This window comes from Marinococcus sp. PL1-022, from assembly GCF_033845285.1.
Lineage (GTDB): Bacteria > Bacillota > Bacilli > Bacillales > Marinococcaceae > Marinococcus.
This window is the reverse complement of record NZ_JAWXCX010000001.1, coordinates 2,679,927-2,699,342: the sequence shown is the minus strand read 5'-3', so window position 1 is coordinate 2,699,342 and position 19,416 is coordinate 2,679,927. Positions and strand designations below refer to the sequence as shown.

Here is a 19,416-nt window from a genome sequence, read left to right as displayed (position 1 = left end):
ATTACTACATGCAGGCAGAGGATTGGAAAAATTATTTTGAGAGCGTTCACAGTGTACTTGAAGAAAACAAAACCTATTTATGCGAATTGGACCGGGCGCTCGGAGACGGCGATCACGGCATAACAATGAGTATCGGCTGGAAGGCCGTGCAGGAAGCCCTTGATTCAAAGCTGGCGGAGGAAACAGATTGCGGAAAAATTGCGATGACAGCGGGGCGTTCCTTTTTAAGCGCTGTGGGTTCATCAGTAGGACCGCTCTATGCTTCTGGCTTTATGGCCGGGGCAAAGGCCGTTAAAAATAAAACAGAGCTCTCCATGGAGGATATGAGGCAGTTCTGGATTGAATTTACCAATGGCGTGCAGGAAAGAAGCCAGGCGGAGCCGGGAGATAAAACGATGATGGATGTTTTATATCCTGTCCAGGCAGCTCTGCGAAGTGAAGAGGGAACGGTGGAGGAAAAATTTGAACAGGCATCACAGGCGGCAAAAGATGGCATGGAGGCCACCAAAGAGATGAGCTCCCAAAAAGGAAGATCCAGCCGGCTGGGCGAGCGCTCCATAGGCCATCAGGACCCGGGGGCAACATCGATGCAGCTTCTGTTTTCCACCTTTGTCATGGAAGCATTAAATTTAAAAACTGTTAAAGAGGAGTATTAAAAATGGTCATGAAATTCGGATGCCAGGGCTCCACCTGGGTGTTGGATTACGATGTAGAGGCAGACATGATGGACCAGGTCATGGATGACGTAAAAAACGGTGGGCTGACCGGCCTGGATATGCAGATATCCCTGCTTGGAAAGTATAGGGACCAGCCGGAGCGCTTCAAGGAAGAGCTGGATCAAAGAGGTCTTCAATTAGCGGCCCTGACGATCCCGCATGCTTTTGAAGGCGGAAAGCCCTCCGAGCAGGAAAGGGAGCTGGAAAATTACTATTTCGACTACCTGAAGCACTTTCCGGGAGCGGTAATGAACGTGCCTTCGAGAGTCGGGGCCAGCAGGGACAATGTACGGCAGCGGCAGCAGGAGATTATTAAGGGAGCCAATGAACTGGGCAAACGGGCCCGGGAGGAGCACGGCATTGTGACCTCGCTGCACCCGATTTCCTACAAAACCTCCTACTGGAAATCAAGGGAGGACTATGAAGTCCTTTTCGATGGCCTTGATGAAAGATACATGGGCTATACCCCGGATGCCGGTCATATCATGTTCGGGGACATGGATCCGGTGGACATTTTCCGGGAAGCGTTGCCGTTAATTAAACACGTGCACTTTAAAGAGGCCACGAAGCAGCATGAATGGAAGAAAATGGGCGAGGGCGACATTGACTTTGTAGGGTGCATGCAGGTCTTAAAAGACGGCGGCTACGACGGCTGGGTGATGCTCGAAGAAGAAACCGGAGCAGCAGAGCCGGATACCGGAAAAGTCATTAAAGAGCTTGGCGATTATGTCAGTAAACACCTCGCGCCCGTCGTTCAGGAAAGCTGAGAGCATTTAGCGTTACCAGAATCTTATTAAATACTGTTGTATGGAGGCGTGTCGTATGAAGGTTGGATTTATTGGCTTAGGGATCATGGGGAAGCCGATGGCCGGACATCTTATCAAGCAGGGGTTTGAGACGTACCTTTTTGATTTAAACACAGAGGCGGTCAACGAACTGGCAGCTATAGGCGGCCATGCTTGTAAAACAGGCCAGGAGGCAGCAGAAAGCAGTGAGGTCATCATCACGATGCTGCCGGAAGGAAAACATGTATCCCAGGTGTTATTTGAAGAGCCAGGACTGGCTGCAGCCAGTAAACCGGGAACCATTATTGTGGATATGAGCTCGGTATCGACGGAAGAATCAAGACTGTTTGCCAATAAACTGGAAGCACTGAATCTTCACTTTATCGACGCTCCAGTCAGTGGCGGTGAACCGATGGCTGTGGAAGGCAGACTATCCATTATGGCAGGTGGGAACGAAGACCACTTTAATAAAGTGCTGCCCGTATTTGAAGCCATGGGAGAGAACATCGTTCATTGCGGAGCGACTGGCACCGGTTCGGCAGCAAAGCTGGCAAACCAAATCATCGTCAGCGGAAACCTCGCCGCATTATCGGAGGCCTGTGTGTACGCGAGCCAGGCAGGCATCGACTTAAACAAACTGTTTGAAGCCATTCACGGCGGACTGGCAGGCAGTGCTGTCATGGAAGCCAAAATGCCGCAGATTATCGAACGGAATTTCGAGCCGGGCGGCCGCATTGAAACGAACTATAAAGATTTAAAGAACATCCAGTCCTCAGCGAATGCGATCGGGGTACCGCTTCCCGTTACCAACCTGGTGAAAGAAATTTTCCACTCCGAAATTGCTAACGGAAACGGGAAAAGAGACCATTCCTACATTATTAATTTCTTTGAAAGAATGGGGAACTTTCAGACTCCCAAAGGGGGATAACTGTAAATTAAATTTACAATTGGTAAACAAATGTATAATAACAGAGCATCATGTTTCTTAGGCTCTTGCGGACCTTTTTGTAATTTTGATTGAGGTGTTTATTAAATGAGAAGACCCATAGTAGGTATGAGCTATAAAACGTATATTAATACCATCGATACAGCAACAAAAAAGGCTGACGAATTAGTGGAGGCTGCTGGGAACGAAAAATCAGTTGAAAAGTTTATATTTCCCTCCATCGGTCTTATTTATCCTGTAGCAAAAGCAATTGAAAATTCAGAAATTAATTTTGGTGCCCAAAATATTTCTCCGTATTTAGAGGGAGCATATACAGGGGAGTTATCAATAGTGTCAGTGAAAGACATTGGGGGTAAATATGTAGAAATTGGGCACGCAGAAAGAAAAAATACTTTTTATGAAACCTTGGATATGCTTAATTTAAAAGTGAAGCTTACTTTGGAACAAAATCTTATTCCGGTCATTTGTATAGGAGAAAATGAGCGTATTGAAGATTTTGATAAAGGGAAAAAGTTTTTTCAGGCGCAAATTGATGCGATTTTAAATGGTATCAACAACGAATATCTTTCTAATATTATTCTAGCCTATGAACCAGAGTGGGCAATTGGTAAACAAAAAGCAGCTGACTCCAGCTACGTCCATATGATACATAGTATGCTTCGGGAAATCATTTCTGAATTCTACGGGAATGAGGAAGCAGACAATATTCGTATTATTTACGGAGGTTCAGTCAGTGAAAATAATGTTTCTGAAATTGTAGATCACTCTGATGTAGACGGGGTTTTCGTTGGAAGATTTGGACATGATGCGAACAACTATCAACAGATATTAAACTCTGTTAAAAAACTAAAAGTAGGCAACTAAATATATAAGCTTATTGAGTGAGTTGAGAGCATAAAGTAGTTTGTATGAACGATCGACTGTAAAAAAAGAACTCCTTATCACGATAAACCATCTCCCCTCATAATATGGATAGTTTATAAAAAATCTATGCTGCTGACAGATGACCCCGGTATTGTGCCGGGGTTATTTTATTTGGCACACAGTGGTACCTCTTCGGTTTCACAGCATAAAAAAACTGCCGACACGCTCTAAAATCAGAGCCATTGTCGACAGTACGGCGCAGCCTGGAAACTGCTTTTTCCAACACATGGTTAGTTGATCAGCTGTCTGGCAGCTTCGGCGACCCTGTCCGGCGTGAAGCCGTACTTTTCGACGACTTCCCCGCCCGGTGCGGAAGCACCGAAGCGATTAATGCCGTACACGGCGCCGTGAGAGCCGACGTACTTGTACCAGCCGAAGGACGATCCCATTTCCACGGCCATGGCCGGTACACCGTCCGGAAGCACCGAGCGGCGGTAGTCCTCGGACTGATGATCGAACGCATGGAAGTTTGGCATGCTGACGACGTTGACCGTCCAGCCGTCGTTCTGCAGCAGGGCTTTCGCATCCACCGCGAGGGACACTTCGGAGCCGGCAGCGACGAGAAGGAGATCCGGGTGTTCGGCCTGTTCGCCGATCACGTAGGCCCCTTGGCGGACGCCTTCGACCGCTTTTTCCTTCGTGTCTTCCAGCGTCGGCACGCCCTGACGGGTCAGCACGAGCGCTGTTGGCGTCGATTCACTTTCCATCGCCACGCGCCACGCCGCAATCGTTTCGTTGCCGTCCGCGGGACGGATCACGTTCAGGTTCGGAATCGCGCGGAGGGCGGCCAGCTGTTCCACCGGCTCGTGGGTCGGGCCGTCTTCGCCGACCGCGATGCTGTCGTGGGTGAACACCTGGGTGAGCGGCAGCCCCATCAACGCACTCAGGCGCAGCGCCGGACGCAGGTAATCGGAAAAGACCAGGAAGGTCGAGCCGAACGGCTTCAGGCCGCCGTGCAGCTGCAAACCGTTCACGGCTGCGGCCATCGCAAATTCCCGGACCCCGAACCAGATGTTGCGGCCGGTGTAGTCGTTGCGGCTGAAATCTTGTTCCGCTTTGATGAGCGTCTTGTTGGAGCCGGCCAGGTCTGCCGATCCGCCGAACAGGGACGGCACGGCGGCCGCTACTTCCTGCAGCACATCACCGGAGGCGGCACGGGTCGCCACGTTTTCATCCGTAAAGACCGGAAGCTTCGCATCCCAGCCTTCCGGCAGCTTGCCGGCCATCGCCTGCTCGAGCTCGTCGGCGAGTTCCGGATTCGCCTGCTTGTAGGCATCAAACCGCTCGTTCCATTCCTGTTCGGCCTTCGCGCCGGCCTGTTTCACTTCGTCAAACAGCTCGGTCACCTCCGGCGGAATGTGAAACGCGTCGTATTCCCACTGATAGGCTTCCTTCACCAGGTTGTACTCGTCGTCGCCGATCGGCGCGCCGTGGGCGGCATTGGTGCCGCCTTTGTTCGGTGCGCCGTAGCCGATCACGGTTTTCACTTCGATCATGGATGGCTTCGGGGACTGCTTCGCTTCTTCGATCGCTGCCTCCAGGGCATCGACGTCGTTGCCGTCCTCGATAAAGACCGTGTGCCAGCCGTACGCTTCATAGCGCTGCAGCACGTTTTCGGAAAACGACTGGTGGAGCGCGCCGTCGAGCGACACGTCGTTGGAGTCATACAGCACGACGAGGTTGCCGAGCTTCAGGTGGCCGGCAAGGGAAGCCGATTCCGACGCCACGCCTTCCATCAGGTCGCCGTCGCCGCAGAGCACGTACGTGAAATGATCCACGACCGCGTGATCGTCGGTGTTGTATTTGGCCGCCAGATGGCGTTCGGCCATCGCCATGCCGGTCCCCATGGCCAGGCCCTGCCCGAGCGGGCCGGTGGTGGCTTCCACGCCGGCGGTGTGGCCGTATTCCGGGTGGCCCGGCGTCTGGCTTCCCCACTGGCGGAAGTTTTTCAGCTCCTCGAGCGAGAGGTCGTAGCCGCTCAGGTGCAGCATGCTGTAGAGAAGCATCGATCCGTGGCCGGCGGACAGCACGAAGCGGTCGCGGTTAAACCAGGACGGATTGCCCGGGTTGTGGGTCATCGCCTTCGTCCAGAGCGCGTACGCCATCGGCGCGGCGCCCATCGGAAGCCCCGGGTGGCCCGACTGGGCTTTTTCAATGCTTTCGATGGACAACGTCCGGATCGTGTTAATTGCTAATTGTTCTGTGCTAATTGCCACATTTTCACTCCTCATAATGTAATATTTATAAATTTTCTTTTCATAACTCTTGCATATAATCTTTGAAAAATAACGAATCTTCAAATAAGTTTTTAACTATCTTTTAATGTTAAGCTTTATTTGCAGAACCAAATTCTCTTATTTTAGTTTTTACTGTTTGCTGAATAGAATCGCGGGCTGCACCTAAATATTTGCGCGGATCATATAATTCAGGTTTTTCATTCAACATACTTCTCACCGTTTGTGTTGCTGCTGTTTGGTTTTCGGTGTTCACATTAACCTTGGCTGCACCAAAGCCGATAGCTTTTTGAATATCTTCTTTTGGAAGGCCTGAGCCCCCATGCAAAACTAAAGGTTTTTTAGTTTTTTTATAAATTTCCTCCATGCGGTCAAACGCTAAGTCAGGCTTTCCTTGATAAAACCCGTGAACTGAACCTAAAGCCGGGGCAAAGCAATCCACGTCTGTCTCTTGAATAAGCTTTAAACAATCCTCTACTTTCGCGTAAGCTTCTTCCGGATTAGTAATAACCCCACTATCCTGAGCGCCTACATGCCCAACTTCTGCTTCCACGGAAACGCCCTTCGCTCGAGCGAGCTCCATCACTTTATTCGTCGTATGAATATTATCTTCAATAGGAAGATCCGAGGCATCAATCATCACAGAAGAAACACCGGCTTCAACAGCTTCTTTACATAGTTCTACGCTTGATCCGTGATCTAGATGCAATGCAACCGGCACTGTAATACCGAAGTCTTTGATCAAGCCTTCGACCATATTTACCGCGGTGGAAAATCCTCCAATGTATTTAGCGGCACCTTTAGAAAGACCACATATTACTGGGGACTGTTCTTCTTCAGCGGCTAGCAATATACCCTGAGCAAATTCTAAGTTGTTAATATTGAACTGACCGACAGCATAATTTTGTTCCCGCGCGTTATCAAGCATTTCTCTCATGGAAACCAGCATTTTATCATTCCTTCCGCAATATTATAGTTGAAGGGAGCTATCCATTTCATGCTGAGAGTTAATTACGTACAATTGTTTTTCTAAAGCTAAAAATGAATGCGTTACCAAAAAATTGTTTTCTTCTCTGACTCCATTCAGTAATCTTCCATCAGTAATCCCTGTAGCCGCAAATAGGCAGTTATCCGAGGATACAATATCCTCTAATTTAAGGTGTGCTTCGGGATCAGTGATACCCATTGCTCTACATCTTTTATATTGATTCTGGTCACTTACACAAAGCTTCCCCTGGAAATCTCCCCCCATACTGCGTAAAGCTACTGCTGCTATCACTCCTTCAGGAGCCCCTCCTTTTCCTATAAACATATCTGCCGAATGGCTGGATAAGGCCGTAGAAACCGCAGCATTTATATCAACTTCCTGAAATAAGGATACTTTTGCCCCTGTCGCTCTAATCTGTTCGATGATTTTTTGATGCCGGGGCCGGTCTTGAATAACAACCTCCGTTTCAGATAATGGCTTCTTCATAGCCTTAGCAACATTTCTTACATTCTCCTGCGGAGAAAGTTTTAAATCAATAACTCCTTTAGCCTTTGGTCCTACAGCAATCTTTTCCATGTACATATCGGGTGCGTGAAGAAGTGTGCCTTTTTCAGCAAGTGCAAGCACTGCTATTGCATCCTCTTTTCCACTGGCGACTAATTTAGTTCCATCTATTGGGTCCACTGCGATGTCCAGCTCGGGTGATTTTTCTTTTCCAACTTTTTCTCCAATAAAAAGCATAGGGGCTTCGTCCATTTCTCCTTCTCCAATCACTACAGTCCCCTGGCCTTTCATGTTATTTAATGTTCGTCGCATGGCCTCAGTCGCGTAAAAATCTGCCTTATTCTTGTCTTCTTTTCCGATATAAGGGTACACTGCCAGAGCAGCCTGTTGAGTGACATTTACTAATGGAATAGCTAATTGATTCATATTATCTCCTGCTTTCTTGTAAACAATTTATAAAATAGCCTAAAAGGTTTGTCTGCTCTGACCCTTTAGGCTATTTAAGTTCTTTTATTTACTTTAGGAAAGGTACTGCTGTTCTTTATCTATAATCTTTTGAACCTTCCTTGCCGATCCGCCTTCCCAGGAGACATTCAAATAACTTTCAACAATTTTTTTCGCAGCTTCTACGCCTATAACTTGAGATCCCATAGTAATGATTTGAGCGTTGTTACTTAATTGAGCCCGTTCAGCAGAGTAGGTGTCATGACATTGAGCAGCCCGAATCCCCGGGACTTTATTAGCCGAAATGGCAACACCAATACCAGTACCACAGATTAAAATTCCGCGTTCAACCTGCTCCTCTTTTATTGATTCTGCTACTTCGAATGCAATATCCGGATAATCGGTTTCCTCGCAACTATGACATCCAAAATCTTTAACCTCGTGTCCTAATTCCTGAATATATTTTTTGACTTCTTCTTTTAAAGTAAAAGCATTATGATCGCTTCCTAATGCTAGTTTCATAAAAGCCCTCCCTTTTTCAATTTCTTTTATTATATTTCATTTATTTTCGATTGTCAAAATATAATAAAATAAAATTGACAAACGAAAATAAAAATTATAATATGAAAAAGTAAACGTTTTCAAAAAGGAGGTATTTAAATGAAGAAGATTATTAACCAGCCAGAGAATATTATCGATGACATGCTGGAAGGTTTTTTATATGCATTTGGGAGCGATTTTTATAAAGATGAGACAGAAAATGTCATTTATAAAAAGAGTCAAGAGGATAAAGTTCAAATTATTATTGGTGGTGGAAGTGGACACGAGCCATTATTTTTAGGGTTCGTCGGTCAGGGTTTAGCTGATGGAGCCGTGATTGGGAATGTTTTTACAGCACCGCCCCCACAAGCAATTCTCGAGGCCTCTAAAGAATTAGATACCGGCAAAGGAGTTTTATATGTTTATGGAAACTATTCCGGTGATTTTTTAAACTTTGATATGGGTGCAGAGCTCGCTGATTTGGATGATATTCAAAATAGAACAGTAGCAGTGTGTGACGATGTTGCTTCTGCACCTCGTTCTAATAAGCATGACAGGCGTGGTATTGCCGGAGACATTTTCGTTATCAAAATAGCTGGGGCAGCTTCAGAAAAAGGCTATGAATTAAATAAAGTTGCAGAATTAGCAGAAAAAGCTAATGAAAATGTCTTTTCTATAGGAGTGGCTCTTTCTCCGGGAACTATTCCAGGTGCCAATCAAAAAACGTTTGAACTCCCAGAGGATGAAATTGAATTTGGTATGGGTATTCACGGGGAACCAGGTGTAGAACGGACGAAAATGAAAAACGCTGAAGACTTAACTAATAAAATGCTGGAAAAGCTTTTTTCAGAAGCAGATCTTGAGGAAAATGAAGAAGTATGTGTGCTGGTAAATGGTTTAGGGTCCACCACGTTATTAGAATTAATGATAATAAATAAACATATTCATAAAGCTTTTGAAGAAAAAAATATAAAAATATATGACTCTGATGTAAATAGCTATTGTACGACTCAAGAAATGGCTGGTGCTTCAATTAGCGTTTTAAAATTGGATGATGAGTTAAAGGATCTTTACAATCAACGAGCTAGTTCGCCTTACTATTACAAAAAAGAGCGTTCATAATATGGAGAATGCTTATGTAAAATCATATAACACACTGACAGTAGAAGAAGTAAAGGATACGTGGCGAATTTCGGAAGAGCAAAGACCCTTGGCAAAAGAGCATTAGGCTACCAGTGTCTGGTTAATGTTTAAGGGAATGCGGGAGTGGCTGGAAAAGAAAAATGATGAAATTTAAGATTTTGAACCAATGTATTAGAAGCTAAATAGGATCTTTCAATTTAGAAAGGTCTTATTTAGCTTTTTAAGTAGTATTGTACGCGCTTATGCTTTCATATCTTTAGTGAAAATACTAAACCATATGTTTATTTTTAAAGTGTCGTTGGGGCTTAGAGCTTCAGCGATTAGTTAATTTTAGTGAAATTGATACGGGCAATAGAGCAGTTTAAAGCTGTCATAGCTCATTGAAATAAAGCTGGTTTAAGCATTAATTTGTGTTAGCATAAACTCCTATAATTAAATTGTTGAAGGATATTATTACATAAACGTTTAAGAATTGTTTAATAACTAAAAATTTAAAACCTGGATTTAAAATCAGTAGTAATGAAGGTGATATACGTGACAAAACTATTTGCATATGAAAGGCAAAATAAAATTTTGGAAGAGTTAAACGTACAAGGCAGAATAACAGTAAAAACGCTGGCAAATGAACTGGGAGTCTCTGAAGTAACTTTGAGAAATGACTTGAAAAGTATGGAAAAAAACCAATTAATAAGTCGAACACACGGCGGCGCAGTCTTAAAACAGGATAAAGGAATAATTCCTTTTTCAGAACGTCAAAGCAGAAATACTGAAGAAAAATCTTCGATTGCTTTAAAAGCACATAGTTTAATAAAAGAAGGCCAATGTATATTGTTAGACGCAAGTTCTACTGCTCTGGAATTAGCAAAATTATTGAAGGAAACGAAAATAAGGCTGACTGTGATAACAAATGGAATCTTTACTGCTTTAGAATTAAGAGAGAATCCCGAATTGACAGTTATGCTTTTAGGTGGATTTGTAAAAAAAGATTCCAGTGCTTTAGAGGGAACTTTGGGTTTAGATATATTAACTAATATTCATGTAGATGTTATGTTTGCCTCAGCAAACGGATTTACTTTAGAGACTGGTTTAACTGATTTTAGTATGTATGAAGTGGAATTGAAGCTGCAGATGGTAAAAAAAGCAAGCAAGCTGGTGGCATTGGTCGACAATACAAAAATTGGAGAGAGCTCCATTGCTTCGTTCTCTACGCTAGACAACATAGATGATTTCATCACAAACAAAGCAGTGCCTTCTTATATAGAAGATCAATTAAATCGATTAAATGTAAGGATTATAATAGCTGATTAGCGAACTGATCCCATAAGGAAGACAATGAGATTAATTGAAATGTTTAAGCGGCTTGATTCCGGTACTCTATCGGGATCAGGCCGCTTAAATGTTCCTGCAATAAATCATTAAATATTTAAGCGTAAATTCAGCATATTTATTTCATTTGTTTTCATATTCTTTTATTTTTAAAGAAAACAAAAATTTTAAATTGACACACGAAAAAAAAGGTGCAAAAATGTAGGTAATCGAAAAATAAGAAAAGAAAATGATATTAGCTACAAAAGCTATTTTATTGTTTATAACTTGAAACAAAAATTAAAAATATTTCATTTATTCGATTTTTAAGTATAAATCTGAGGATAGAAATAATTAATTAACAGCCTAAAAAATGTCTGAATGTACTTAGGCACACGTACCAGAAAAGATTTTAAACATAAGATCTAAAAAAAGAATATCGAGATACCGTAATAAGCAGGAGGTACATATATGAAAAAGCTTATCAACGACCGGGATGAAGTTGTTGATAAATTGATAAACGATTATTTGAAAGCGCATTCCTATTTAACGAAAGGGAGTGAAGCAGCTTCAATATCCGTTAATTAGCATGACGGCCCCTGGAGATAAAACAATGATGGACGTCCTATTTTCCATTAAGGAGGTTTTAAATGACGACAACCTTTTGATAGAAAAAACAGCTCGGGCAAGCTAAAGAAGCCGCAGAAAGAAGAATGAAATCAACTGAAGAAATGGTATCTCAAAAAGGAATGAAAATACTAAAGAGCATCAATAAAGATTAGAAGTTTATGTAAGCGTTATCTTCAGAAAGAAAAAATAATAATATGAGGTGTGAATTATATGATGAATAAAGAAAACCTATCTATTATCGGTTGTGGGATCATGGGTCCTTCTATAGCTTCAACGGCTGCGTGGTCTGGATTCGATGTGAAGATATGGGGCATGGATGAAGCAGACATTGAACGCGCCAGAATCAGTCTTGATGAGAAACTAAATGGGTTAGAAAATTACGGACTAATTAATAGTGATGAAAAGCAACGAATTGTTAAAGCTATTACGTTTACTGATTCCATAGAAGAATGTGTATCGGAAGCTACATTTGTGATCGAAGCAATACCTGAAGTTCTTGAACTAAAACAAAACTATTTTAAACAGTTAGACGAATTGTGCCCTGAAAACACTATTTTAGCCAGTAATACATCAGGTCTTAGTGCTACTGAAATTGCTGAATTAACAACAAATACAAAACGTACAGTTATAACCCACTTCTGGAATCCTGCTCATTTGATGCCATTAGTAGAAGTGGTACGTGGCGATCATACCTCAGACGAAACGGTAGAACGTGCGATGGCATTGCTGGAATCGATGAATAAAAAACCGATTCTTGTAAAAAAAGATGTACTGGGGTCCGTTGGGAATCGTTTACAATATGCGGTTTTCAGAGAAGCCCAATATATTCTTGAACAAGAAATCGCCTCTATGGAAGATATTGATGATGCCATTCGATACAGTATCGGCCGGCGATTTGGTGTTACAGGGCCGTTTATGACAATGGATATGGGAGGACTGGATACGAATGCCTCTATTACCTCCTATCTTTTTGAGGATTTAAGTGACCGGAAAGATATTTTCCCGACTATGAAAAAATTAGTTGATAACGGACATTACGGGCCGAAAACTGGCAAAGGGTTTTATGAATGGACTCCTGAATCAGTAACACAAAAAGAGAGTGAACGTGAAAGTGAATTAATTTACTGGCTGAAGAAAGATATTGAGGAAAAAAACAATAAAGAGTAAACCAATTTAAAAGAAGGTCAATTTATATTATATGGAAACGGTTCTATATAATATAAATGGTTAGGGAGGCTAACGTATGGGAGAGGCAGCATGGTTAATTATTGTGGCGATTTTAGGAGTATTTTTATTACTTTTCTTCGTCATGAAATCGAAACTGCAAGCATTTTTGGCGCTTATTCTAGTAAGTTTTCTTGTTGGTTTAGCTGTTGGAATGAGTCCCAATGAAATTATAGAAACTTTTGAGACAGGAATGGGCGACACCGTAGCTTTTATAGCTATAGTCATTGGTCTCGGGGCGATGTTTGGGGAAGTGTTGAGAGTCTCGGGCGGTGCTGAGCGTCTGGCTATAACGATGATAAATAAGTTTGGAGAGAAGAGATCCTCGTGGGCGCTCGGCATAGCGGGTATCATTATTTCCATACCAATATTTCTGGATGTCGCGTTAGTTATACTTATGCCTATATTGTATACATTAGCAAATAAAACAAAAAAGTCATTGTTATACTTCGGTATTCCTTTATTAGCCGGACTCCTTGTGGCGCATGGCATGATCCCGCCTACACCTGGACCTATTGCTGTAGCATCGATTCTCGAAGTCGATCTTGGGTGGGTAATTTTATTTGGCTTTATTGCCGGAATTCCATCAATGATTTTAGCCGGGCCAATATTTGGGAATTTCATCTCTAAAAGAATTCACGTACCAGTACCAGAAGCAATGAATGAACGTCCAGATGTACTTAGTGAATTAGAAAAACGAGATAGTGAAAAGGAAAATCAAAAAGAACTGCCAAGCTTTATCAGTGTCTTTTCTATTATCATGCTGCCTTTAATTCTTATGCTGCTAAACACTCTGGCCCCGTTCTTATTTGAAGAAGGAGCTATTGTAAGAAATGTGTTAGTATTCATTGGACATCCTTATGCCGCACTTACGATAACTACTTTATTAACGTTTTACATTTTTGGTACAAAACGAGGTTATTCGAAAGAAGATATTCAGCAGATTACAACGAAATCGCTTGAACCTGCGGGTATTATTATTTTAATTACAGGTGCGGGAGGAATATTTGGTGAAATGCTTGTCGCCTCAGGTGTAGGTGATGTGCTCGGAGACACGATGGAACAAATAAATCTTCCGGTCATTTTATTTGCGTATCTAACTGCAGTTTTACTAAGGGTTGCTGTGGGCTCTGTAACAGTGGCGATGGTTACTACTTCAAGTATAGTGGGGCCAGTAATAAGCCCAATGAATATTAGTGAACCGATGATGGCTGTATTTGTTATTATTATCGCTTCTGGCGCTGTTGTTGCCTCGCACGTTAATGATTCAGGTTTTTGGATGGTCAACCGTTATTTCGGTATGAGTGTAGGGGATACATTGAAGTCCTGGACTGCATCAGCAACTATTGTTTCTGTAGTAGGCTTTGCAGTGTGTGTCATTCTTAGTATATTTTTAATGTAGGAGTATCCCTATGAAAAAATAGTGATCTGATTATGTACTATAGATTATTTTCAACTCATAGTTCTAATAAACAAAAGATTACATAGGAGGAATTTAAGAAAGAAAAATTTAAATGCTGAGCCGCATTTATTTAAAGATCAACTAAAAAATCAAACCATTGTCAGTTTATCCAGCCGGCGGGCTGACGCCCGAACTCGATTTTAAAAGAATCATTGCCGTGTTGTATGTTTATAGTGCTTCCGGTAGTTCCATTGGCTGAGAATGCTTAAAATGATGGCAGCTATAGTTAAGACGACAATAATCGAAGCTGAACGATATAAATCGAAAAATAAATACAAAATAGTGTTTGTGAGTAAAAAGAGGAAAACTATAAGTATATTGATAATCCAAAATTTCCTTTTCATTATGCTCCTCCCAGTTCAAACCGGCCCCTAAATTCTAGGAGCCGGTTTCTTTGTGCCGCCGCTGGAAATAGGCAATCGCTTCGCGGCGGTTGTGGACGCCAATTTTTCGGTAGATGGCGGTCAGGTAATTTTTAACGGTGCCGAGTGTTAAAAACAGCGTATCCGCAATCTCCTGGTTGGAGTAGCCTGCGAGCAGCAGATCCATAATCCGCCGGTCCTGCAGGGAAAGACCGGTGGTGTCCTCGGTTTCCTGAAAATCCGGGGCGCCGTCCTTGCGGTTGCGGGCGGCGAGCTGGTCGCTCAGCGTCTCCGAGACAGATGTCGGAAGCACCATCTGGCCGCGGGCCACCTGGCGCACGCAGCGGACGAGCTCATCGCTTTCCCAGTCCTTCAGAAGAAACCCCTTCGCGCCGTTGGCAAGCGCCTGAATGACATTTTCCGCGTCCACGTAGGAGCTGAGCATAATAAACTTCGTCTGCGGCGATGTCAGCTGAAAGTCCGGCAGCCATTCAATACCGTTATTGCCCTCTAAGTACACATCAAGCATCACCACGTCCGGAAGCTCATTCGTAAGCATCATTTCTGCTTCCGCCCCGTTTCGCGCAATGCCTACCACTTCCAGATCCTCTTCAAGCTCCATGATCATCGCCAGTCCGTCCCGGACAATGGCATGATCATCGACAATCCCTATCCGAACGGTTTCCATCTGCAGATCCTCCTTCTTATACGTACCCTGAGATTTTCGCGTATAAATAGTCAGTTTCGTATTATGACGGGGTGTAAGGGCTCTGGTCCTTCACCGGCAGGCGCAGTTCAAGCGCCATGCCGTTTCTGTCGCCGGCAATTGCTTCGAAACGAAGCAGGCCGCCGAGCTCTTCGGCCCGGGCGGACAGCCCGCGAAGACCGAAGCCGTAGCTGACTTTTTTCGCGGCTGTGCGCCCGTTGTCTTCGAGCCGGGCAATCAGCTGGCCGGGCACCTTCGCGGACAATGTATAGGAAAAATACGTGCATCCGCCGTGGCGGAGGCCGTTAGTGAGCCCCTCCTGGAGCATCCGGTACAAAAGCATCTCCTGCTCCGAACGCAAAAGGGGCAGCGGCTCATCAAATTCCCACTCGATCCTTACGTCCGAGGTGTCGCGGGTGGAGACGAGAAGACCCTCCAGCGCAGCCGGAAGATCGATGAAGCCAACGGTGTGCGCCATGGAATGCGCCGTTTTCCGGATTTCCTTCATGGTCTCCTGCACCTGATGCTTGGACGTCTGCAGCTGGGTGCGGGCTTTTTCAACCTCGCCTTTTTCGAGCAGCCGTTTGGCTGTTTCAAGCGCCATCATGGAGGTGGTTAAATAATGACCGGCGCTGTCATGAATGTCCCGGGAGAGCTTCAGCCGCTCCTGCATAATGGATCTATCCTCCATCTCCCGGTGATACAGCCGGAGCCGGTCGTAGGCCCGCTGCAGCTCATTGCGCTGTTCGTTGGAGCGCTTGGCCAGATAGCTGAACCCCCAGAACAGTACATATTCAATGGAACGCGGAAGCACAAAGAGGAGTGCCGAAGCAGTTATAGCCCCTTCGTGAACCGCCGAAGCGCTCGCAAATCCCGCAAAGCAGAGAAGCATGAACGGAAAGCTGAAGCGCCGAGGCGCCCGGTACCCGAGCTCGGCAATCAGAACGAAAAATAGTGTCTGGGGCACAAACCCGCCGGCAATGGCCTGAACCACCCAGGCAATGAGGAACTGGAGGCAGATAACCATCACCGAGGAAAAGCGGGCAAGTGGTATGGATAAAAGCATGAGCCGGATCATCTGAATAATACCAAATACCCAGCAAAGGCCTGCGGCAAGCCACCGCTCGTCCGGCGACTCCATGTATACGAACAGTCCGGCTGCGATGATGGCTATGAATTGGATCGTATACATGAAGATTCGCTGGCGGCGGTTCATTCAGATCCACTCCCTTTCGCCGGGGTAATCCCGCGCGGGGTCCCATCTTCCTAGAAAAGGTCATATGACTATTAACATTTGTGTGATTATTAATGACTAGGTAATTACTATTAATAATTATACTGGACTATTAATATAAAAGAAACGGCAACAGGCAAAATATTCTAAAAAATATAAAGTAGGACATTTTCCTTACTCGGGATGAAAGAGGTGAGTACATGATTGAGATGCATGCCCATATTCTTCCCGGCTTTGACCACGGACCAAATACGATGAAGGAAAGCCTGGAAATGGCCAGGCAGGCAGCGGCCGCCGGCGTCAGCATTATTTACGCAACGCCTGGATACCGGTATCCGTCGTATGATTTCGGGGCCGTTTTCGTAACAGAGGCGGTAAAATTTCTGAATTTTCAGCTCCTGAAAGCACGGATTCCGGTCCGCGTCCGCTCGGGTCAGGAAATCACCCTTTACGGTGGAATGGAAATCGATTTGGAAAGAAAAAGGATTCTGCCGCTGGAGCATACCAATTATGTACTCGTTCATATGAATGAAACCCACAGCTTTTTATACGTCCGGCAGATGCTCAAAAAACTTTACAATCACGGGTTCATTCCCATTCTTTCATCGCCGGAGCGGCTGCAGATGTTTCAGAAGAAGCGCGGGGGGCTTGAGACGCTTGTGAATGAAGGAGCAGCCGTGCAGCTCAGTGCGGGAGCACTGCTCGGCCGTGACGGAAGAACCGACCGGCGCTGGGCGAAATATTTTCTGAAAAAGCGGCTCGTGCATTTTGTGGCATCGAACGCCTGCAGTGCATATGACGAGCCATTCTGCCTGGATCAGATGCATCGGCAGTTTGTCCGGATGAACCGGCTCGATGAATGGGAGCGGATGCAGAAAAATACGCATCTGCTGCTGGAAGGGGGAAGGGTCACACCGCCGGCACTGACGCTGTAATAGCGCCGGCAAAGAACATAATCCGTATTGACGAGGGGACTGAAGGGGGAGATGGTTTTGCACCAGCTAGTAACATCCAAAACAAGACTGCGGCTCGTAATGAAGTTTTATCTGACAGAGGAAGAAACGTATCTGCGTGAGCTCGTGCGCGAATGCAAGGAGTCAACAAATGCGATCCGCCTCGAGCTTCGGCGGCTGTATGATATGAATTTAATTACCGACCGCTGGGTCAAAAACCGACGCTACTATAAAATCAATAAAGATTACTACCTGCACCTGCAGATGGAGTCGCTCATTAAACAGTACTTATACTGGGACGAGCTGCATGAGAAGCTGAAGGGAATTGACTGGAAGACCATCTACATTACGCCTGATCCGAAACGGAGCTCGCCGGTGGAATACGTGATTGAAGTGGAGGAAAACTCTCCGCACTGGGGGAAACAGTTTTATCTCGGAGAGGGGACGACAGTGACGTTCGCAACGACTTCCATGCTGAACCATATTGAGCAGGTGCTGATAAGCGTAGGCAGGCAAAAAGAAAAGGTTTCATAAAAGGAGGCCGCCGGGTTGGATAAACAGGCGAAAATTTACGTAACCAATCATCAGGAGAGGGCAGGCAGCGCCATTTATCACTACCTGTTAAAGCAGGGATACGAAAACGTGGTTGTGCGTACCGGCATGGAAGCGGGAAGGGAAAGCATTCAGGCCATGAATACATTTTTCGCAGAGGAAAATATCGAGTATGTGCTTATGACAGACGGCTATGAATATGCAGAATCAAATGCGAAGGCAGAGCTGCAGGCGAGGCGCTGGCACCAGGCGAACGTGCTCGAGGCCTCTGCCCGGTATAACGTGAAAAAGCTGCTGTATGTCGGCGACATTCACGTATATCCGAAGTACACCCCGCAGCCGCTGAAGGAGACATTTCTGCAGCGGGGGATCATTGATGAGGTATACGCGGAACAGACGCAGGTGACCCGGGAGGGCATTGCTCTCTGCCGGGCCTCCAACCGGGCCTCCAATACAAATTTCCATATTGCGGTCGCTCCGCGGATGTATACCGCAGCAGACATGAACAGGCAGGACGGCATGGTGGCCGATGCGATGCAGCGGTGCCTCCGGGCCCGGGACCAGTGGCAGTCGAAGGTGGAAATTCCGGAAAAAGAACCCGCCTTCCAGGAGCTTATCTACGGCGACGATATGGCCTCCGGCTGCGTGTTTGTAATGAATCACTACAATGAAAAGGGGCCGGTCAATATCGGTACCGAGCGGGAGGTGAGCGCAAAGGAGCTCGTCATGCTGATCAAGCGGATTACCGGCTACAGAGGCGCCGTATTTTTTACAGGCTCGGGATCCGGCGGGATGAGGAGAAAGACGCTCGACACGTCAAAAATCAACCGGTACGGCTGGTACCCGGAAGTATCACTTGCCAAAGGGCTGCAGGCCCTGAATCAATGGGAAATAGAGAGGGACCGCGCCGGCCGGGCGTAAAGGCGCTCCCTGCAAGGAATGAATCGAAACAGATACCTGGGGGAACGCCGGATGATCGATATACACACACACATTCTGCCAGGGCTCGACCACGGGCCGGAGGCAGTAAACGAAAGCATTGCCATTGCAAAGGAAGCCGTCGCAAACAATATTCAGACGGTTTTTGCCACACCGCATTACCGGCCCGGCATCTATGAAAATGACGGTCTGACCGTGAAGGAAGCCGTGCTCGATTTTAATACGAAGCTCCGGGCCGAAGGCATTCTGCTGCATGTAAAAAGCGGCCATGAAATTACACTGCATCAGGGGATGACAGATGACCTTTTATCCGGGCAGCTGCTGCCGCTTGAAGACACCAATTATGTACTTGTGGAGATGCAGACCGGCGACACCTTCGCACGTATTAAAAGGCTGTTTTACTCCATGCAGCTTGAAGGCTATATTCCAATCATGACGCATCCCGAGCGGCTGCATGGATCCACCGAGATAGACGACCCGCTGTATTATTTCGTTTCCCATGGAGCGCTTGCGCAGGTAAGCGCGGAAACGGTCGCAGGAAAACGCGGCCGCAAAAAGCAGCGGTTTGCCCTGAAGCTTCTGCGGAAAAATCTGGCTCATTTTATCGCTTCGCAGGCAGACAGCGTGCCCTTTCGCTTAAAGCCTTCCTATGAACAGACCGCTGCAGCTCTCGGCCTGAAAAAAGCCCGGGAGCTGCAGGAAAATACGAAGCGCCTGCTGGTCGGCTCACCGGCGTTTGTGGACCCGCCCGAGCCCCTGCACCAAAAACGTGCTTTTTTTAAACGAATGTAAGGAACTTCTGTCCAAAATTTCAGGAAACAAGGA

At 45.6% G+C, this 19,416-nt stretch carries 18 protein-coding genes; 12 read left to right on the top strand and 6 right to left on the bottom strand.

The features are described 5' to 3' along the window. Positions 1-8: 8 nt before the first annotated feature. The 4 genes from dhaL to SIC45_RS13785 all read left to right on the top strand — a co-directional run bounded on the left by dhaL (position 9) and on the right by SIC45_RS13785 (position 3,311). Positions 9-656: a dihydroxyacetone kinase subunit DhaL gene (gene dhaL / locus SIC45_RS13800; RefSeq protein ID WP_319632598.1), complete on the top strand. Its 648-nt coding sequence runs from the start codon at positions 9-11 to the stop codon at positions 654-656. 2 nt (positions 657-658) lie between these two features. Further along, positions 659-1,483 carry a sugar phosphate isomerase/epimerase gene (locus SIC45_RS13795; protein WP_319632597.1) on the top strand — a complete coding sequence of 275 codons (825 nt, stop codon included), beginning with the start codon at positions 659-661 and terminating at the stop codon, positions 1,481-1,483. A 55-nt stretch (positions 1,484-1,538) separates the two neighbouring features. After that, complete coding sequence (locus SIC45_RS13790) at positions 1,539-2,429, top strand: NAD(P)-binding domain-containing protein (protein WP_319632596.1); 891 nt, start codon at positions 1,539-1,541, stop codon at positions 2,427-2,429. Positions 2,430-2,534: 105 nt separating this feature from the next. Next, a complete protein-coding gene (locus tag SIC45_RS13785; RefSeq protein WP_319632595.1) occupies positions 2,535-3,311 on the top strand; it encodes a triose-phosphate isomerase family protein in 777 nt (258 codons plus the stop codon). A gap of 290 nt (positions 3,312-3,601) precedes the next feature. Here the strand turns inward: SIC45_RS13785 and tkt are convergent, their stop codons facing one another. From tkt to rpiB, 4 genes are all read right to left on the bottom strand, one after another. After that, positions 3,602-5,602, bottom strand: a complete 2,001-nt coding sequence (tkt, locus tag SIC45_RS13780; RefSeq protein ID WP_319632973.1) for a transketolase — start codon at positions 5,600-5,602, stop codon at positions 3,602-3,604. A 94-nt stretch (positions 5,603-5,696) separates the two neighbouring features. Next, a complete protein-coding gene (gene fba / locus SIC45_RS13775) occupies positions 5,697-6,554 on the bottom strand; it encodes a class II fructose-1,6-bisphosphate aldolase (RefSeq protein WP_319632594.1) in 858 nt (285 codons plus the stop codon). 21 nt (positions 6,555-6,575) lie between these two features. Further along, the gene (gene glpX / locus SIC45_RS13770; RefSeq protein ID WP_319632593.1) at positions 6,576-7,523 is read right to left on the bottom strand and encodes a class II fructose-bisphosphatase; all 948 of its coding nucleotides are present in this window, start codon (positions 7,521-7,523) and stop codon (positions 6,576-6,578) included. Between the two features lie 93 nt (positions 7,524-7,616). Continuing rightward, entirely contained in the window at positions 7,617-8,063 is a 447-nt protein-coding gene (gene rpiB / locus SIC45_RS13765) for a ribose 5-phosphate isomerase B (RefSeq protein ID WP_319632592.1), read from the bottom strand. A gap of 138 nt (positions 8,064-8,201) precedes the next feature. Between rpiB and SIC45_RS13760 the strand changes: the two genes are divergently transcribed. The 4 genes from SIC45_RS13760 to SIC45_RS13745 all read left to right on the top strand — a co-directional run bounded on the left by SIC45_RS13760 (position 8,202) and on the right by SIC45_RS13745 (position 13,785). Next, positions 8,202-9,203 carry a dihydroxyacetone kinase subunit DhaK gene (locus SIC45_RS13760; RefSeq protein ID WP_319632591.1) on the top strand — a complete coding sequence of 334 codons (1,002 nt, stop codon included), beginning with the start codon at positions 8,202-8,204 and terminating at the stop codon, positions 9,201-9,203. A gap of 555 nt (positions 9,204-9,758) precedes the next feature. Beyond that, positions 9,759-10,532 (top strand): DeoR/GlpR family DNA-binding transcription regulator, encoded by a 774-nt coding sequence (locus tag SIC45_RS13755; RefSeq protein ID WP_319632590.1) that lies wholly within the window; start codon positions 9,759-9,761, stop codon positions 10,530-10,532. An 837-nt stretch (positions 10,533-11,369) separates the two neighbouring features. After that, the gene (locus SIC45_RS13750) at positions 11,370-12,326 is read left to right on the top strand and encodes a 3-hydroxyacyl-CoA dehydrogenase family protein (protein WP_319632589.1); all 957 of its coding nucleotides are present in this window, start codon (positions 11,370-11,372) and stop codon (positions 12,324-12,326) included. Between the two features lie 76 nt (positions 12,327-12,402). After that, complete coding sequence (locus SIC45_RS13745) at positions 12,403-13,785, top strand: gluconate:H+ symporter (protein ID WP_319632588.1); 1,383 nt, start codon at positions 12,403-12,405, stop codon at positions 13,783-13,785. 438 nt (positions 13,786-14,223) lie between these two features. Here SIC45_RS13745 and SIC45_RS13740 read toward each other — a convergent pair whose 3' ends face one another. Both SIC45_RS13740 and SIC45_RS13735 read right to left on the bottom strand, forming a co-directional pair. After that, positions 14,224-14,895 (bottom strand): response regulator transcription factor, encoded by a 672-nt coding sequence (locus SIC45_RS13740; protein ID WP_319632587.1) that lies wholly within the window; start codon positions 14,893-14,895, stop codon positions 14,224-14,226. A gap of 61 nt (positions 14,896-14,956) precedes the next feature. Next, positions 14,957-16,129: a sensor histidine kinase gene (locus SIC45_RS13735; RefSeq protein WP_319632586.1), complete on the bottom strand. Its 1,173-nt coding sequence runs from the start codon at positions 16,127-16,129 to the stop codon at positions 14,957-14,959. Positions 16,130-16,347: 218 nt separating this feature from the next. Between SIC45_RS13735 and SIC45_RS13730 the strand changes: the two genes are divergently transcribed. From SIC45_RS13730 to SIC45_RS13715, 4 genes are read left to right on the top strand one after another with little or no spacing between them, the layout of a single operon-like run. Then, positions 16,348-17,082: a tyrosine-protein phosphatase gene (locus SIC45_RS13730; protein WP_319632585.1), complete on the top strand. Its 735-nt coding sequence runs from the start codon at positions 16,348-16,350 to the stop codon at positions 17,080-17,082. Positions 17,083-17,139: 57 nt separating this feature from the next. Beyond that, positions 17,140-17,634: a winged helix-turn-helix domain-containing protein gene (locus SIC45_RS13725; RefSeq protein ID WP_298787545.1), complete on the top strand. Its 495-nt coding sequence runs from the start codon at positions 17,140-17,142 to the stop codon at positions 17,632-17,634. Between the two features lie 15 nt (positions 17,635-17,649). After that, positions 17,650-18,573 carry an NAD-dependent epimerase/dehydratase family protein gene (locus SIC45_RS13720; RefSeq protein WP_319632584.1) on the top strand — a complete coding sequence of 308 codons (924 nt, stop codon included), beginning with the start codon at positions 17,650-17,652 and terminating at the stop codon, positions 18,571-18,573. Positions 18,574-18,624: 51 nt separating this feature from the next. Then, positions 18,625-19,383 carry a tyrosine-protein phosphatase gene (locus SIC45_RS13715; RefSeq protein ID WP_319632583.1) on the top strand — a complete coding sequence of 253 codons (759 nt, stop codon included), beginning with the start codon at positions 18,625-18,627 and terminating at the stop codon, positions 19,381-19,383. The last annotated feature ends 33 nt before the right edge of the window (positions 19,384-19,416 follow it).

What these genes read in the sequence shown, in the direction of transcription:
- rpiB (WP_319632592.1), bottom strand. Translation starts at nt 8,063, where the DNA reads ATGAAACTAGCATTAGGAAGCGATCATAATGCTTTTACTTTAAAAGAA.
- fba (WP_319632594.1), bottom strand. Translation starts at nt 6,554, where the DNA reads ATGCTGGTTTCCATGAGAGAAATGCTTGATAACGCGCGGGAACAAAAT.
- SIC45_RS13730 (WP_319632585.1), top strand. Translation starts at nt 16,348, where the DNA reads ATGATTGAGATGCATGCCCATATTCTTCCCGGCTTTGACCACGGACCA.
- dhaL (WP_319632598.1), top strand. Translation starts at nt 9, where the DNA reads ATGCAGGCAGAGGATTGGAAAAATTATTTTGAGAGCGTTCACAGTGTA.
- SIC45_RS13760 (WP_319632591.1), top strand. Translation starts at nt 8,202, where the DNA reads ATGAAGAAGATTATTAACCAGCCAGAGAATATTATCGATGACATGCTG.
- SIC45_RS13735 (WP_319632586.1), bottom strand. Translation starts at nt 16,129, where the DNA reads ATGAACCGCCGCCAGCGAATCTTCATGTATACGATCCAATTCATAGCC.
- SIC45_RS13795 (WP_319632597.1), top strand. Translation starts at nt 659, where the DNA reads ATGGTCATGAAATTCGGATGCCAGGGCTCCACCTGGGTGTTGGATTAC.
- SIC45_RS13745 (WP_319632588.1), top strand. Translation starts at nt 12,403, where the DNA reads ATGGGAGAGGCAGCATGGTTAATTATTGTGGCGATTTTAGGAGTATTT.
- SIC45_RS13790 (WP_319632596.1), top strand. Translation starts at nt 1,539, where the DNA reads ATGAAGGTTGGATTTATTGGCTTAGGGATCATGGGGAAGCCGATGGCC.
- SIC45_RS13785 (WP_319632595.1), top strand. Translation starts at nt 2,535, where the DNA reads ATGAGAAGACCCATAGTAGGTATGAGCTATAAAACGTATATTAATACC.
- glpX (WP_319632593.1), bottom strand. Translation starts at nt 7,523, where the DNA reads ATGAATCAATTAGCTATTCCATTAGTAAATGTCACTCAACAGGCTGCT.
- SIC45_RS13715 (WP_319632583.1), top strand. Translation starts at nt 18,625, where the DNA reads ATGATCGATATACACACACACATTCTGCCAGGGCTCGACCACGGGCCG.
- SIC45_RS13740 (WP_319632587.1), bottom strand. Translation starts at nt 14,895, where the DNA reads ATGGAAACCGTTCGGATAGGGATTGTCGATGATCATGCCATTGTCCGG.
- SIC45_RS13750 (WP_319632589.1), top strand. Translation starts at nt 11,370, where the DNA reads ATGATGAATAAAGAAAACCTATCTATTATCGGTTGTGGGATCATGGGT.
- tkt (WP_319632973.1), bottom strand. Translation starts at nt 5,602, where the DNA reads ATGAGGAGTGAAAATGTGGCAATTAGCACAGAACAATTAGCAATTAAC.